The 15,115-nt window shown below is 70.5% G+C and carries 14 protein-coding genes and 2 pseudogenes; 2 read left to right on the forward strand and 14 right to left on the reverse strand.

The features are described from left to right. Positions 1-12: 12 nt before the first annotated feature. Positions 13-576, forward strand: a complete 564-nt coding sequence (locus KPL57_RS22710; protein ID WP_226353089.1) for a GNAT family N-acetyltransferase — start codon at positions 13-15, stop codon at positions 574-576. On the opposite strand, the gene KPL57_RS22715 is transcribed toward KPL57_RS22710, so the two are convergent. The 10 genes and pseudogenes from KPL57_RS22715 to KPL57_RS22760 form a co-directional block, all read right to left on the reverse strand. After that, on the reverse strand, positions 569-1,780 hold the full coding sequence (locus tag KPL57_RS22715) for an ISAs1 family transposase (RefSeq protein WP_226353090.1): 1,212 nt from the start codon (positions 1,778-1,780) through the stop codon (positions 569-571). The genes KPL57_RS22710 and KPL57_RS22715 overlap by 8 nt on opposite strands. Before the next feature lie 179 nt (positions 1,781-1,959). Continuing rightward, complete coding sequence (locus tag KPL57_RS22720; RefSeq protein ID WP_226353091.1) at positions 1,960-2,379, reverse strand: nitrilase-related carbon-nitrogen hydrolase; 420 nt, start codon at positions 2,377-2,379, stop codon at positions 1,960-1,962. After that, positions 2,298-3,455, reverse strand: coding sequence for an apolipoprotein N-acyltransferase (lnt, locus tag KPL57_RS22725; protein ID WP_226353092.1), 1,158 nt, complete (start codon positions 3,453-3,455; stop codon positions 2,298-2,300). The genes KPL57_RS22720 and lnt overlap by 82 nt, the downstream gene beginning before the upstream one ends. A 4-nt stretch (positions 3,456-3,459) precedes the next feature. After that, entirely contained in the window at positions 3,460-4,824 is a 1,365-nt protein-coding gene (gene mptB / locus KPL57_RS22730) for a polyprenol phosphomannose-dependent alpha 1,6 mannosyltransferase MptB (RefSeq protein WP_226353093.1), read from the reverse strand. A gap of 88 nt (positions 4,825-4,912) precedes the next feature. Next, on the reverse strand, positions 4,913-6,943 hold the full coding sequence (locus KPL57_RS22735) for a hypothetical protein (RefSeq protein WP_226353094.1): 2,031 nt from the start codon (positions 6,941-6,943) through the stop codon (positions 4,913-4,915). Between the two features lie 48 nt (positions 6,944-6,991). Further along, the gene (locus tag KPL57_RS22740) at positions 6,992-8,233 is read right to left on the reverse strand and encodes an acetyl-CoA carboxylase biotin carboxylase subunit family protein (RefSeq protein WP_264198420.1); all 1,242 of its coding nucleotides are present in this window, start codon (positions 8,231-8,233) and stop codon (positions 6,992-6,994) included. Between the two features lie 100 nt (positions 8,234-8,333). After that, complete coding sequence (gene whiA, locus KPL57_RS22745) at positions 8,334-9,272, reverse strand: DNA-binding protein WhiA (RefSeq protein WP_226353096.1); 939 nt, start codon at positions 9,270-9,272, stop codon at positions 8,334-8,336. Positions 9,273-9,876: 604 nt separating this feature from the next. Further along, on the reverse strand, positions 9,877-10,641 hold the full coding sequence (locus KPL57_RS22750) for a transposase family protein (RefSeq protein WP_226350834.1): 765 nt from the start codon (positions 10,639-10,641) through the stop codon (positions 9,877-9,879). 97 nt (positions 10,642-10,738) lie between these two features. After that, complete coding sequence (locus KPL57_RS22755) at positions 10,739-11,260, reverse strand: transposase family protein (protein WP_226353097.1); 522 nt, start codon at positions 11,258-11,260, stop codon at positions 10,739-10,741. After that, positions 11,257-11,550: pseudogene (locus KPL57_RS22760) on the reverse strand (transposase family protein); the annotation flags it as partial. The pseudogene KPL57_RS22760 and the gene KPL57_RS22755, both read right to left, overlap by 4 nt. A gap of 120 nt (positions 11,551-11,670) precedes the next feature. Between KPL57_RS22760 and KPL57_RS22765 the strand changes: the two are divergent. Next, positions 11,671-12,468 carry a transposase family protein gene (locus KPL57_RS22765; protein WP_226351139.1) on the forward strand — a complete coding sequence of 266 codons (798 nt, stop codon included), beginning with the start codon at positions 11,671-11,673 and terminating at the stop codon, positions 12,466-12,468. 23 nt (positions 12,469-12,491) lie between these two features. Here KPL57_RS22765 and KPL57_RS22770 read toward each other — a convergent pair. The 4 genes and pseudogenes from KPL57_RS22770 to KPL57_RS22785 all read right to left on the reverse strand — a co-directional run. Further along, positions 12,492-13,007 (reverse strand): annotated as a pseudogene (locus tag KPL57_RS22770) (transposase family protein); the annotation flags it as partial. Positions 13,008-13,164: 157 nt separating this feature from the next. Further along, positions 13,165-13,338 (reverse strand): hypothetical protein, encoded by a 174-nt coding sequence (locus tag KPL57_RS22775; protein WP_226353098.1) that lies wholly within the window; start codon positions 13,336-13,338, stop codon positions 13,165-13,167. Between the two features lie 97 nt (positions 13,339-13,435). Further along, positions 13,436-14,323 (reverse strand): IS30 family transposase, encoded by an 888-nt coding sequence (locus tag KPL57_RS22780; protein WP_226353099.1) that lies wholly within the window; start codon positions 14,321-14,323, stop codon positions 13,436-13,438. 1 nt (position 14,324) lies between these two features. Beyond that, on the reverse strand, positions 14,325-15,092 hold the full coding sequence (locus KPL57_RS22785) for a TetR/AcrR family transcriptional regulator (protein ID WP_226353100.1): 768 nt from the start codon (positions 15,090-15,092) through the stop codon (positions 14,325-14,327). Positions 15,093-15,115: the final 23 nt, after the last annotated feature.

Here is a 15,115-nt window from a genome sequence, read left to right on the forward strand (position 1 = left end):
TAGCGTGGCGCGGTGCCCCTCGTCGTCGCTCCGGCCACCTCCTTCGACGACCTCGCGACCCTGCTGGGCCCGAAGCGTTCCCCCGACGCGTCGGTCTGCTGGTGCCTCTCGCACCGGCTGCCCGCGGCGCGGAACCGTGCCCTGACCGGCCGGGCCCGGGCCGAGTACGTCCGGGAGCTGACGACCCGCGCGGTCGCACCCGGCGTCGTCGCCCACGACGACGGCGAACCGGTCGGCTGGGCCGCCGTGGCCCCTCGCGCGGAGCTGCCGTTCGCCCGCTCCCGCACCATCCCGCGCGTCGACGACCTCCCGGTCTGGTCGGTGTGGTGCTTCCGGGTCCGTGCCGGCCACCGGGGCCGCGGCATCGCGCACGCCCTGCTCGCCGGGGCCGTCGGGTACGCCCGCGACCAGGGCGCACCGGCCGTCGAGGGCTACCCGGTGGACAACCGGGGAGCCCGGGTCGACCTGACGATGGCCTACGTCGGCACCCGCGCGTTGTTCGAGGCGGGCGGGTTCACGGTCGCCGCGGAGACCACCGGGGTGTCGGGCCAGGGCCCCGGCAAAGTCGCTAGATGATCTTGTAGGTGGTCAGTGGTCGATGGGGGTCGCGGGCGTGGTGGCGGAGTGCTGCGGCGATGTTGCTGACGCCGTGCAGGCGTAGCGCGGTGATCGCGAGGTTCCGCAACGCCGACATGACCTGCGGGGCGTGACCGGTGTGGGCGGTGGCGCGGTCTTCGTCGAAGCAGACATCACGGACCCAGTGCAGGCGATTCTCGATCGACCAGTGCCCACGGATCCAGCGGGCGAGCAGTCCTGGATCGGCGTCGGTGCTGGTCAGGCTGGTGATCGCGTAGGCGGTCTCGGTTCTCCACTTCCCGCCAGGCCGCAGTGGGCGACGCCGGCGCACCAGCTTGATCGCCTGGGATGCGTGGGGGAAGAACTCTGCGCCCAGGTCGGGACAGGGGTGCAGGCTGACCACGCTGATCGTGCGGGTCTCGACGCGGCCGTGCCCACGCCCGCGTTGACGATCAGCGACGCCGATCTGGGTCCAGGGCAGCGCCCGTACCCGTGCCAGCAGCGTGGGCTGGTTCGCTTTGATCGTCATCAGGTAGTGCCCGCCGCGGCGGTGTAGGTAGTCGGCGTGGGCTCGCTGGGTGTGCAGAGCGTCCGCGGTGACCAGTACATCGTCGAGGTCGAGGGGGTCGAGCAGCGCGGTGAACGCGGTGATCTCGCTGCCTTTCTCTGCGACCTGAACCTGGCCGAGCACGCCACCGCTGGTCTGGTCGAGCACCGACACCAGATGCGGGAGCCAGACCCTGCCGTCGGCGGCACGGACGCGGGCGCCGCGCAGGGTCTTGCCGTCCAAGGCCAGCACGCGGCGCTGTTCTCGCCGGGGTGTGCCCTCCGGGGCCGGCTGGGCGCTGAGCTGGGGCAACACCCAGGACTGCAACGCCGCCTCCAGCGCCGAGGCGTCGACCCGTTGCAGGACCCGGCGGATGGTCGACTCGTGCGGAGCGACCGCGCCCACCCCGAGCACGTCCAGCACGGCGCGGCCGACGTCATGGGCGTACTCGGCGATCGCGGTGAACGACCGGGCCCCCGCCAACACCGCGCACGCCCCCAGTAGCAACACCGCGAGGACACCGTGGCGGACACCGCGTGGTTTCCGCGGGTCCGGCACTCGCGACAGGGCCTCCACCAGCGACAACCCCGCCGCCTCACCGACCGGCGCGGCTCTCCCCCGCGTCAGGACCGACCTCCAGGCCTTCCAGAGCAGCAACGATCGGAGACACTGACACTGCGGACACAGGCTTCCTGACGTGAGCAAGGATTCGACACCCTCATGATCACGCCAAGCCTGTGTCCGCACCCACCCCCCCCCCCACGTCACCGCAGCTCAGGACCCACCCATCACGACTTTGCCGGGGCCCTGGGTGTCGGGCGGGTTCCCGCGGGTGGTCATGCGCCGGTCGACGTCCGGCTGAGCTCCCGGCGGCGCAGCAGGTACCCGGCCGCGGCGGCGAGCAGCCCGGCGAGCGCCAGACCGTGCTCGAACCAGGCGCCCCAGCGGGTCGCGAACGTCAGCTCGGTGCGCAGCGGCACCTGCTCGACCAGGGTGTCGGCGGTGTAGAGCCCGGTCCGGGCGACGACGGAGCCGTCCGGCCGGATCACCGCGCTCGCCCCGGACAGCGCCGCGACGACCGCGGCCCGGCCGTGCTCGACGGCCCGCAGCCGCGACATCGCGAGGTGCTGCCAGGTCATCTCGCCCCGCCCGTACCAGGCGTTGTTGGTCGGGATCACCAGCAGCGAACCCCCGTCGGCGACGCCGTCGCGCAGCACGTGGTCGTAGGCGGTCTCGTAGCAGATCGCCGTCGCCACCCGGGTGCCCGCGACGGGCAGGACCCCGGGCGCAGTACCCGGGTGAAGTCGGCCAGGGCGACGAACGGGGTCAGGTACTGCGTGACCGCCCGCAGTGGGATGCGCTCGCCGAACGGCACGAGCTCCTGCTTCGCGTAGCGCTCCCCCGCCCCGGTCCCCGGGTTCCAGACGACCACGGCGTTCTCGGTGTCGGTCGCACCCGCCTCGTAGTTGGCGCCGATCAGGAACGGCACGCCGAGCGCGTCGACGGCCCGGTCGACCGCCGGGTCGACGCCGTCGGTCGACAGCGAGCTCTCCGGCCACACGACGAGGTCCGGCCGCGCGACCGCGCCGGACCGGACCCGGTCGGCCAGCACGGAGGTCTCGGTGAGGCTGTTCGCGCGCAGGGTCCGACCGGCCGAGAACAGGCCGAGCCCGATGTCGGGGGCGTTGCCCTGCACGACCGCGACGGTGCGGGTGCCGTCCTGGGCGTCGACGGGCGGGGTCGGCACCGCGAGCAGCACGAGCACGATCGCCACGACCGGGACGAGGCCGACGAACCGGCGGGGATGCTGCAGGAACGCCGCCACGCAGAATCCGGCCGCGACCACCGCGACCGACACCAGCGGGGCCCCACCGATCGCGGCCAGCGGCAGGAACGGGCCCTCGACCTGCCCGAAGGCGACCCGGCCCCAGGGAAAACCGTTCAGCGGGAACCTGCTCTGCAGCCACTCCTGCGCGGCGAACGCGAGCGCACCCCACACCGGCGCGGCGGGCAGCCGGGCGGCGAGGGCGACGAGTGCGCCGCCGAGCGCCGGGAACCCCGCCATCACCAGCGACAGCCCGACCCACGGGAACGGCCCGTAGTCGCGGCCCAGGAAGTCCTGGATCCACATCAGGTGCGCCAGGTAGAACGCGAACCCGAACACCGCACCCAGCCACGCGGCACGGCGTACCCGGACCCCGGACAGTGCCCACCAGAGCAGCGCGAACGCCACGATCGCGGTCCACCACACGGTGCGCGGCGGGAACGCCAGGTGCAGCAGCACCCCGCCGACGACGACCGCCGCGATCCGCGGCGCGAGTGCCTTCACCACGGGGTCAGCATGATCCGGTCGCGGCGCGGGCCCGCGCGCGGGTCCGGACGAGCACCGCCACCACCACGCCGACGACGAGCAGCCCGCCCGCGTCGGCGGCCGCGAGCTGCCCCGGCCGACCGGAGAAGTCCCCCGCGAGCGGCGGCACCAGCACCGCGGACACCGCCACGACTCCGGTCAGCACTGCCCACGGCCGCGGTCGGTGCGGCACGCAGGCCAGCGGGGTCAGGGCCCACAGCAGGTACCACGGATGCAGCACCGGCCCGAGCACGACGACGGCGCCGAGCACCAGGCCGAGCGCCGTCGTCGCGGTGGTCCGGCCGCGGGCCTGCGCCACGAGCACCCCGGCCGCGAGCACCGCGGCGAGCACCGTCCCGACGGTCCGCGCCACCGTCAGCGCCGCGGCCGGGTCCGCACCGAGCACGCCCGCGAGCGCCGCGGCCCAGTTGGTCGGCGCCATCCAGCTGAACAGCTGCCCGGGTGCGGAGACCGCGGCGAGCCAGCTCCCCGCGCCGACCTCGACGGAAGACACCACGAGCGCGACCGCCACGGAGACCCCCGCGACCAGTGCGACCGCGGCCCACCGGTGGGCGCGGCCGGACGCGGACCGGGTCGCGGCGACCGCCAGGACCACGAGCCCGGCCGCCGCGGGGACCTTCACCAGCGCCCCCAGCGCGACGAGCGCGGTGCCGGCGACGAGCGACGTCCGCGGCCCGCGCAGCCCGACGGCGAGCCCCAGGAGCAGCAGCGCGAGCATCGGCCCGTCATTGTGCATCCCGCCGACGACGTGCCAGAGGACCAGCGGGTTCGCGACCCCCCACGCCAGTGCCGTCCCGGGCGGGACCCCGTGCTCCCGGGCCAGGTACACCACGGCCCACGCGATCCCCGCCACCGCGACGACGGCGAGCATCCGGTACGCCGCCACCCCGACGACCACCCCGTCCCCGGCGACGGCGGCGACCGCCTTCTGCCACAGGTCGGTCACCGGCCCGTAGGGCGACGGGGTCTCCCACCAGTAGCCGTCGACCCGCGCGAGGACCGGCGACCCGGCGGGCAGCCCGGCCGCCGGACCGGTCCGGTGCGGGTCGGCCCCGCCGAGCGCGACCATCCCCTGGGCGAGGTAGCTGTACACGTCGCGGGAGAACAGCGGCGGCGCGACGAGCAGCGGCGCGGCCCAGGCGAGCAGCGCACGCACCGCGTGGGCGGGGGTCACCGGTGCGCGCACCAGCAGCAGCCAGGCCACGACGACCAGCCCCGTCCCGGCCACCGCGGCGCCGAGCGCGAGCGCCGACCCGGGGCGGAGCACCACCGCCCAGGCACCTCCGGTCAGCAGCACCGCTCCGGCGGCGCCGAGCACCGTCGGCACCACGACGGCCCCGGGCTCAGGCGGAACTTCCTCGGTGGGACCCGGCGCAAGCGGCGGCGGATCCGGGCGGCGTTCCTCCCCCACGGCCGGGTCAGACGGTCGGGGCCGCCGGGCCGTCGGAGGCCTGGAGTGCACCCGCGGGGAGCCGGTCGACGCCCCAGCTGCGTTCGATGTAGCCGACGATCGTGTCGATGACCTCGGCGGGCACGCGGCCGGGCTCGCCGAGCTCCAGCGGGTCACCGTGGAAGATGTAGAGCCGCGACGCGAACTGGTCGAACGGCAGCGACGCCTCGCCGAAGCGTTCCCCGTTGCCCGCCGTCGAGACGACGACGCCGTCGCCCCAGTCCTGTCCGCTGTCGTTGTTCGGGTTGTAGAAGTACACCCGCATCACGTCGCTGGGGTCCGGCGCGACCCGCAGGATCGCGATGGCGTGCCAGCCGACGTAGCGGGCGGCGCTGTCGGTCACCGCGATCCCGGCGGGCTGCGGGTGGATCAGCGGCTGTCCGCCGTTGTAGGCGGGGTGGTAGCCGGCGTGGAACTGGCGCAGGAAGGCGTCGAGGTCGATGAGGTTGCCGGTTTCGACGTCGACGTTGATGTGGAAGCCGCGGGCCGCCCACCAGCCGTGGAACTCCGGGTTGACCCAGCGGTGCGGGTCCCCGGGCCGGTCCGCGCAGCGACGGCCCATCTCGGCGTAGATCCGGTCCAGGTGTGGGACGACGACCAGCGACACCGGGTCGAGGTCGATCGGCAGCTTCTCCGCGACCCCGGCCCCGATCTCCTGCGACGAGATCCGCTGCCCCTCGAAGTGCATGACGATCTCGTCGTCGCGGGCCGCCCAGACGACCATCTGGAGCAGGTAGTCCGGGTCGTTGTAAGCCCACATCGACAGGGCGCGCGCGGACTGGCAGGTGGGGTTGTCACCCTGCCCGACGCCGAGCGGCTGGCCCAGCATCGACAGCACGCCGGCCAGCAGCCGTACCTCGGGCTCGGGCTGCTCGCTGAACGCGGCGACCAGGCGTTCCCGGGCGGCCGGGCCGATCTCGAGCGCGATCTGGCGCCACAGCCCGGGCACGACCGGCGGTTCGTAGAGGATCCCGCGGTCGAGCAGCAGCGCCAGACCGTAGATGCACTGCGCGGTGTGCGGGGTGACGGCCTCCTCGATCAGCCGGTGGACCAGGTCGCGGAAGCGCAGCAGGCAGTTCTTGCCGGTGTCGGACAGGCCGAGCGCCTCGGCGAGCAGGTAGTCGCTCTCGTGCCGCAGGAACTGCAGCAGCTCCGCGTGGTACGGCGACACGAGCCCGGTGTCGTGCATGGCCCGGGCGAACCCGGCCGCCTCGTACTGCAGGCCGCCGGTGTCCATCGCCTCCAGACGCGAGCGGAAGACGTCGATGCCCGGGTCCTCGCGACTCGCCTCGGTGGTCCCGAACAGCGCGGTGATCAGCCGATCGAGGCCCTGCCCTGAGGACAGGTCGACGCTGGGGTCGCCGCGCCACACCGACAGCCGGGTGATCAGCGACGTCACCTGGTCGACCTGGATCGGACGTTGGCGCAGGATCCGCCAGATCTCGGCGACCAGCTTGTCGAGGATGCTGTCGTAGCCGATGCCCTCGGCGATGTGCCGGAACAGGTCGCGGATCATCTGGGCCGTCCGGCCCTCGTGGACCCGCTCCGCCTCGGTCGGCGGGGTGAACAGCAGCTCCAGGTTCATCGCCAGCACCTGGGACAGGAACTGGCGGGCCTCGTCGGCCGAGATCGCGGGGTGGTCGTACTCCCCGAGGGCGACCGCGAGCATCCGCAGCTCGCTGGTCGCCTCCATCACCACCGTGTCGGCGACGCCGCTGTGCAGCCCCGCCCCGACGAACGCCGGGACGAGGATGTCGGGCTGGGCCCAGTCGGTGCCGGCGAACACGCCGGCCTCCTCCAGCTGCCGGGCACGGGCCTGAACGGCGGCGGGGCCACCCTCCTGCAGCAGCACGCGACGGAGCTGCTCCAGAACCCTGCGGATCTTCGTCGTCTTGCCGAAGTCCGGGGTCCGGGCAAGGTCGCGGGTGGCGTCGTCGAGCGAGACCAGGCGCCTGTCCAGCACGGAGGTCCCACTCGCGACGTCGACGGTCGGTTTCACACGGCTTCCCTCGTTCGGGCTCCACGGCCGTGGGCGGGGTACCCGCCCTCAGACGTAGAAGTCGAGTTCTTCCTGCTTCTTCAACAGATCCCGCATCCGGTAGGGGTCGTCCCCGAAGAAGTACAGCAGACCCCAGTGTGTGCCGAACGCGGTCCTCTTCGTCACCGTCTCCTCGACCGGCGACGTGAGGTCGTGCGACTCGTAGTAGTCGTCGTCCTCGGTCTCCTCGGGGATCTGCAGGCTGCTGACGACGCGGCGGCGCGGGTAGACCCCGAAGCAGCCGGCCACGCCGGAGGCACCCTCGACCTCCTTCGGGAAGAAGGCGTCGATCTCCTCCTCGGTGGTCTTCGGGTCGAACGCCAGCACGAGGCCCTGGTAGGCGTTGAAGCCGTAGGAGCGCTCGAGCAGCTCGAAGGCCTTGAAGCCCGGCGGCCGGTACGCGACCTCGCCGAAGTACATCTCGCCGTCGGAGGTGACGAAGTACTCCGGGTGGACGAAGCCGAACTCGATGTCGAAGGTCTTGATCAGCTTCTCGATCTGGGCGGTGATCGCGGGCCGGTACTTCTCCAGCTCCGGGGTCGCCGGCACGAACACCGAGTAGCCGAGGGTGACGTACTCGGAGATGTTGAGGAACTTGATCTTCCCCTTGTGCACCCACGCCTCGACGGCGAACTCCCATCCGTCGAGGTGGGACTCCATCAGGAGCGGGAACTCCTCGTCCGGGATGTTGTCGATGTCCTCGTAGGTGCGCACCACGCGGTGCCCGAGGCACCCCGCCTTGTCGAAGGCCTTGATGTGGATCGGGTCGTTCGGGTCGCCGTCGAGCTTCAGCAGGGTCTGGTTGACGCGCTTGAGGAAGCGGACGATGTCGTCACGGTCGTGGGCCTCCTCGAAGATGCCCACCCGGATCCCGCCGAGCTGCGCGCGACGCTTCATCAGCGCCTTGTCCCGGAGCAGCATCGCCTGCCCGAACAGCCGCGGGTTGTCGAGCAGCACCGAATTGATCGCGCCGGCCCATTCCACGGTTTCCTCGAACAGCGGGATGGCGACGTCGACGCCCATCTCCTGCAAGGTCTCCGCGATCTCCATCGAACGGTCGTTCAGCCGCTCGAAATTCCACGGGACGTACGGGATCTCGTGCTCCTTGCAATACTCCTCCGCCCAGTCCGGGGCCACGACGACGTACCGGCGGTCGAAGCGGTCGATCGCCTCCACCGCGTTGAGACTCCACCCGAGAAGAGCGACGTATCCCTTTTCTGGATTCTTGGCGACTGAGTCGGACCGAGGCATGGAAAAGCAACCTCCCGATTTCGACGAATTTAGGCGGCGAATGCTTGAGTCCACACCGTACCCCGAGCACGCCGCAACGGCGGATCGTGGCGGGCGGGGCTCAGTCCTCGTCGGATCCGTCGACGCCGGAGAGCCGGACCAACCTGCGCAGCCGCCCGGCGACGGTGTCCTTGGTCAGCGGCGGGTCGGCGAGACGACCGAGCTCCGCCAGGGACAGCGACGGGTACTCCAGGCGCAGCAGCGCGGTCTCCCGCAGATGGGGGGCGACGTCGTCACCGAGCGCGCGCAGCGCCACCCGGACCCGCTCGGTCGTCGCGGCGGCGGCCGTCGCGGCCCGACGGGCGTTCACCGTCTGCAGCGACCCGTCCGTGCCGGTCGTACCCCGCGGGGCGACCGGGACCCGGCTCAGCACCTCGGCCACACCCGGCGACCCGACGCTGCGCAGCAGGGCCTCGGCACTCTCCGGGTCCCGCACGACGACCCGGTGCTCACTCACCGTCTCCTGCGGCGCGGCCAGCACCCCCAGGCCACGCGCCGCGCCGACCAGCGCGAGCACGACGGCCGGGCCCGGGCAGCTGACGACCAGCCGGACCCGCCCGGCCGGCCTCGCGACGCGGCCCCGCGCGATCAGCGCCCCACGCCAGACCCCGGCGGCCACGGCGGGCCCCGCCGCGACGACGGCCGGTGGCAGCCCGAGCACCGGCCGTCCGGTCCGGTCGACCAGCCCCGTCGCCCGGGCCAGATCGGTCCCGGGCGCCGTGACCCGCACCTGGTAGCGCAGGGTCCCCCCGCCGCCGGTCACGACCTCGGCCCGCAGGCCGCCCCGGCCGTGCAGCGCCCCGAGCTCGGAGCGCATCCGCAGTGCGGGCGCCGGGGAGTCGAACTCGGCGCGGATCGTCGTCGTGCCGTCGCGGACGCCGACCTCCCCCGCCAGGCGCAGCTGGGTGACGAGCCCGGCATGGCGGACACCGGGGCGCTCCTCGCGGACCGCGCCCAGCTCACGCTGCAGCTCGGCGGTCACGCGCTCCAGGTCGAACACGATCGTCTCCTGCGGAGGGGAAGTGGCAGGGCGGGGAACACATCCCCCGAGGCGAACCCCGCCCTGCCGGGTAGGGCGGGGCGCCGGAGCGCCCCACCGTGGCGGGATCAGTCCTCGGACGTGTCGGCGTGCATCGGGCAGCGTGGATCGATGCAGGGCCTGCTCTCGATCCCCGCCCGGAACGCCGCGTTCGCGAGAACCGAGCACAAACAGCCCCGGGCCTTCGCCCGCGGCCCACCGGGCGCCAGATCGTCGACCGGTACCGGACCCGGCCGACCCCCGCCGTTCGCCCCCTCGGACATGGCTCCACCTCCGCACGACTGCGCGCCCGGAGTTCCCCGCCGACGGGGCCCGTGCACAGATACATCCGGTGGCCGCCACGAGGGTCCGAGACCTGCCGGGGCGACCGGCTCGCGACGGTACTCTATACGCGGAGTAACGCCTATTTCGGCTCGGCCTCGGCGCGCTCAGGCGGTGGAAGCACTTGCCTCGATGAGTTCGCTGAATACCTCGGAGGGTTTCTTCCAGTCGAAGATTTTACGTGGTCGGTCGTTGATGTCGGCGGCGATCATGGACAGGTAGGTGGAGGCTTATTCAGGCTCCGTCAGGTAAGTGCGTAGAAGATGAGTCCGATGACTGCCGAGATCGTCGTTTTAAATGTGGCGTAGGGTCGGCGGTAGTCTGTGTGGAGAACTTTCCACGACTTGATATGGGCGATGACTCGCTCGATGGTGGCGCGTGTGCGGTTGAGGCTCTTGTTGAATGTTTTCTGCCAGTCGAGAAGTTCCCGGCCGGGTTGTTTTTTGAACGGGGTGAGCATGCCGCGCCCGATGTAGCCTTTATCGCCGATCGGTGGGTATGTGGCGAGGTGGTCGAGGGCGCCGGATTGGTCGAGGCAATGTAGGTCGTGTCGGGAGCCTGGGGTCGGGTCGGAGATCCACGACAGCTGCCCTTCCAGGGTGGCTGCGACCTGGACGACGACGCCGGTGGTGCGATGCTTGCCCGACCACAGACCTGGTACGGCGGTCCATGACCAGCAGGGCAGCAGGGTTCCGTCGATGATGTACTGCCGATCGGCACGAAGCTCCTCCGCAGTCGGAACTACACTCCGCAGCGCCTGCGCCAGCAACGGTGTCACCCCCGCGATCGCTCGACTGACCGTCGACTGCGACACCCCGTAGGTTTCCGCCAACTCCCACTGCACACGATTCCCGCGCAGATACGCCAACGTGATCACCACCGACCAGAACAATCCCAGAATCGGCGGCCAAGGCCGTCGCAGGCCAGTCGCGTTCCGCTGATCCTGCTCATGCACCAGAGCGGCAAGATCCTGAATCTCATCACGCCGAAAGCCAGTGGTATAGTACATACTGCGACAGCCCATTCATCTCGGATTGATTCGACAAACCAATCTTCGCGATGGACGGGCTGTCGCCCAACCCGACACGCCGGGCTAGATCGTTATTTCACGGGCCCTGAATAAGCCTCATGGTGGCGCGTGTGCGGTTGAGGCTCTTGTTGAATGTTTTCTGCCAGTCGAGAAGTTCCCGGCCGGGTTGTTTTTTGAACGGGGTGAGCATGCCGCGCCCGATGTAGCCTTTATCGCCGATCGGTGGGTATGTGGCGAGGTGGTCGAGGGCGCCGGATTGGTCGAGGCAATGTAGGTCGTGTCGGGAGCCTGGGGTCGGGTCGGAGATCCACGACAGCTGCCCTTCCAGGGTGGCTGCGACCTGGACGACGACGCCGGTGGTGCGATGCTTGCCCGACCACAGACCTGGTACGGCGGTCCATGACCAGCAGGGCAGCAGGGTTCCGTCGATGATGTACTGCCGATCGGCACGAAGCTCCTCCGCAGTCGGAACTACACTCCGCAGCGCCTGCGCCAGCAACGGTGTCACCCCCGCGATCGCTCGACTGACCGTCGACTGCGACACCCCGTAGGTTTCCGCCAACTCCCACTGAGGTGTTCTCACTAGCTTGTTGATCATGTTGTTCGGTTGTGCTCGGTGTGGAGTAGGACCAGCGCTGCTGCGGTGATCGCGCCGATCCGTTGTGGGCAGAGGCTGAGGTGTCTCAACGCTCGGAAGGTGTTCTTGAGCAGGGCGTTTCCTCGTTCAGCGATCGCTCGGGTCGCGGAGTGCAGCACGTTGACCGTGCGCTGGTCCGGGCAGAGCCCGGCCCCGGATCGGGTCTTGATCGGGACGGTGAGTCGGTCGGACTCGCCTTCATAGCCCAGGTCAGCGAGCACGGCGTGGTCGTCATCGATGAACTCGGCGAGTGAGCCTTTCCCAACCTGTTTGTGCTGGTCAGGGGTGTGAGGTGCGTGGCTTGTCGTGAGATGGGTGGGGCTCCTGGTAGACGGATAGCTGTCGCGCCACCGCCTACCGAGGAGCCCCGCGTGTTGTCCTACCCATCCGGGATGTCGATGTCCACTCGCACGGTTCGTGTCCTGGCCGGGCTGCTGCGCGGACATCGTCGCCGGATCGGGACCCGGTGGCGGCTCCTGACCCCGGCCCGTCAGGCCCTGCTCGTGCTCGCGCACCTACGTAAGGGCGAGACCTACACCGACCTGGCCAGCGGATTCAGAGTCGGGAAGTCCACGGTGTCCCGGTATGTCGCCGAGGCGATCGGGCTGCTCGCTGCGCTCGCGCCGACCCTGGAGCAGGCCATCACGGTCGCGGCCGGGAAGGCGTTCGTGATCCTGGACGGGACGCTGCTGCGTATCGACCGGGTCGGCATGGGCTCGGGCTATGACCGGGCGTTCTATAGCGGGAAGCACAAGTGTCACGGGCTGAATGTGCAGGTCATCGCCGACCCCGCGGGTCGGCTGGTGTGGATCTCCCCGCCGCTACCGGGGGCACGGCACGACATGGGCGCTGCCCGGATCCACGGGATCATCGACGCGGTCAACACCACCGGGGTGCGGGCGGTCGCTGACACCGCCTACCAGGGCGGCGGTCCCGCGATCACCGTCCCGCACCGACGCCGACGCCGCGATCTCGACACCGGCCGGTACCGGCCCCTGTCAGCGAATCAGAAGGCCGTCAACGCCGCTCACGCCCGACGGCGGGCACCGGGTGAGCGGGTCAACGCCGAGCTGAAGAACTGGAAGATCCTCCGCAAGATCCGCTCCAGCCCCTCCCAGGCTGCTCAGCTCGTCGCAGCGATCCAGACCCTCATGATCACCACCGCCTGACCAGCACAAACAGGTTGGGAAAGGCTCAGTCGGTCGAGGAGTCCGGGATGGGCACGAGCGCAGGTCAGGTCGTGTTCCCGACCTGGGCGGACCGGTGAGCTCCACAGTGGCCACCCGTCGGGGGCGGTGATGACCTGGATGTTCCCACCGTGACAGCGGTGTTTACCCGACCACCACAGGTCCACTCCTGGGGTGGGGCCGAGTGCTCTGCTGCGGGTCGTGGTGATCAGGGTGCCGTCCAGATGTACCCGGGAGTACCCGGCCGCGCGGGCGGCCAGCAGAGCGCCGTGCAGGCCGGGCGCGGCCGCGGTGAGGACGTCGATGCCCTCGTGCAGGTACCGGTAGGCGGTCGCGCGGCTGATCCCGCTGTCGCGAGCTAACCGGGTGACGCGGGTGGCGTCGAGGAACCAGCGCAGCACCATCACCGCCTGCGCGGACACCTCCAGCACTCGTCGTCCGCGACGGGTCCCGCGACGGGCCCGTTCACCAGCGAGAAGCCGGGCCAGGTAGTCCACGGTCGAGGCTGCGACGGGGAGCACACCGGTGTAGGTGACAGGATCAGACACGCAGGACCTCGGTACGGAAGTAGCGATCTTCGAACGGACCGATCTTCCCTACCGAGGCCCTGCACCCACCCCACAGGCCTGCCGCTACACCACATCCCTGACCAGCGACGACGGCCCTACTGAGAACACCTCACTGCACACGATTCCCGCGCAGATACGCCAACGTGATCACCACCGACCAGAACAATCCCAGAATCGGCGGCCAAGGCCGTCGCAGGCCAGTCGCGTTCCGCTGATCCTGCTCATGCACCAGAGCGGCAAGATCCTGAATCTCATCACGCCGAAAGCCAGTGGTATAGTACATACTGCGACAGCCCATTCATCTCGGATTGATTCGACAAACCAATCTTCGCGATGGACGGGCTGTCGCCCAACCCGACACGCCGGGCTAGATCGTTATTTCACGGGCCCTGAATAAGCCTCGTGGGGTCGGAGGGGATCTCCACGCCTTTGGGGAGGTACTCGCGCACGATGCGGTTGAGGTTCTCGTTGCTGCCGCGCTGCCAGGGAGAGCGCGGGCGAGCGAAGTAGACCGGCATCGAGCCCTTGGACACCACGTGGTGGGCGGCCATCTCGGCCCCGCAGTCCCAGGTCAGCGAGCGGCGCATCACCTCGGGGAGCCCAGCGGTCGCAGCGACCACCGCCCGGGTCACAGTGTGGGAGTCACGCCCGTGCAGCGGGACCAGGACCAGGAACCGCGAAGTGCGCTCCACCAGCGTCGCTACCGCGGTCTTACCTGCTTTACCGATGACCAGGTCGCCCTCCCAGTGCCCGGGCACCGCCCGCCCCTCAGCCTCAGTAGGTCGTTCATCGATGTAGGTCGGTTCGACGATCCGGGGAGCAGATGGAGGCCTACCGCCGCCACGACGGGCGGTCCGGCGGGTCCGTAACGCGATCAACTCGCGAGCCAGGGTGGACACCGGGGTGGCATAGACCCACTGGTAGATCGCCTCGTGAGACACCCGGTAAGTCTCGTCGGTCGGATAGAGCCGGGGCAGACGGCCCGCGATCGAGGCCGGGGACCAGCCGATCTGCAACAACCCGGTCACTACTTCCCGCAGCCGCGGTGACCGGTCCACCGCGAACATCTTCGGCCGGGACCGCCCGACCCGCGCCGCTTCCTCAGCCGGCCCCGCCCGGTAGCCGGCCCGGCCGCCGTGACGGGCGACCTCACGAGAGATCACCGACCGATCCCGCCCCACCACCGCAGCGATGTCGCACAACCGCCGGCCAGCGGCCAACCCCCGGGAGATCTCCTCCCGATCAGCCAAAGTCAACAGTTTCCGCACGTCATGATCCTGTTCCTCGCCGAACAACAAGATCAAGTGCTACGACCGCCTGAGCGCGCCCTCTCGTTGGGTGTAAAGATTCGGGCCCCAGAGTGAGCCCCCGCCGTCGGGCCATCCCCTCGATCTGCACCCAGATCAGGTCCGTCAGGTGGTCGGTGACGACGGCGCGATCCAGCGTGTCCCCGGTCGCCCGGCCGCGCAGCCACCACTCCGCGGTCGCCTGCACCGCGCCGACCACCGACTGCGACCACACCTGGACCAGGTCGGACTCGTCGACGTCGAGCATCTCGGCGTAGGCCCCGAGCAGGCCGGTCAGTGCGGAGGCGATGAACTCCCGGCCGGCGTCGACGACCTCGCCCCGCTGACCGGGCAGTCGGCGACGGAACAGCAGGTCGACACCCGGTGAGTCGTCGAAGAAGCCCATCACCGCGTCGACCGAGTCGTGGATCCGCGTCCGGGCCGCGCTCTCCCGGTACAGGGCGGGCATGAGCCGTTCCATCAGGCGGTCGGTCGCCCGCTCGGCCATCGCGTCGAGCAGCGCGGCCCGGTCACCGAAGTGCCGGTAGATCACCGGCTTGGTCACCCCGGCCTCGTGCGCCACCTGGTCCAGGCCGAAGTCCTCCCCGTCGCGGCCCAGCACGACCAGCGCCGCGTCGACCACCTGCTCGCGACGACGCGCGCGGTGTGCGTCCCAGCGCGTACTGCGACCGTCGGACCGGAGGTCGTCCTCGGCCCCGGGCTCCGTGCGGTCGGACGACACGCCCACCATGCTCCTCCCTCGACGGGCCCGGC

Source organism: Pseudonocardia sp. ICBG601, assembly GCF_020496245.1.

Bases quoted from the DNA above. Each gene is read 5' to 3' on its own strand.
- KPL57_RS22740 (WP_264198420.1), bottom strand. From the start codon at position 8,233: ATGCCTCGGTCCGACTCAGTCGCCAAGAATCCAGAAAAGGGATACGTC.
- KPL57_RS22750 (WP_226350834.1), bottom strand. From the start codon at position 10,641: ATGTACTATACCACTGGCTTTCGGCGTGATGAGATTCAGGATCTTGCC.
- KPL57_RS22785 (WP_226353100.1), bottom strand. From the start codon at position 15,092: ATGGTGGGCGTGTCGTCCGACCGCACGGAGCCCGGGGCCGAGGACGAC.
- KPL57_RS22755 (WP_226353097.1), bottom strand. From the start codon at position 11,260: ATGATCAACAAGCTAGTGAGAACACCTCAGTGGGAGTTGGCGGAAACC.
- KPL57_RS22775 (WP_226353098.1), bottom strand. From the start codon at position 13,338: ATGTACTATACCACTGGCTTTCGGCGTGATGAGATTCAGGATCTTGCC.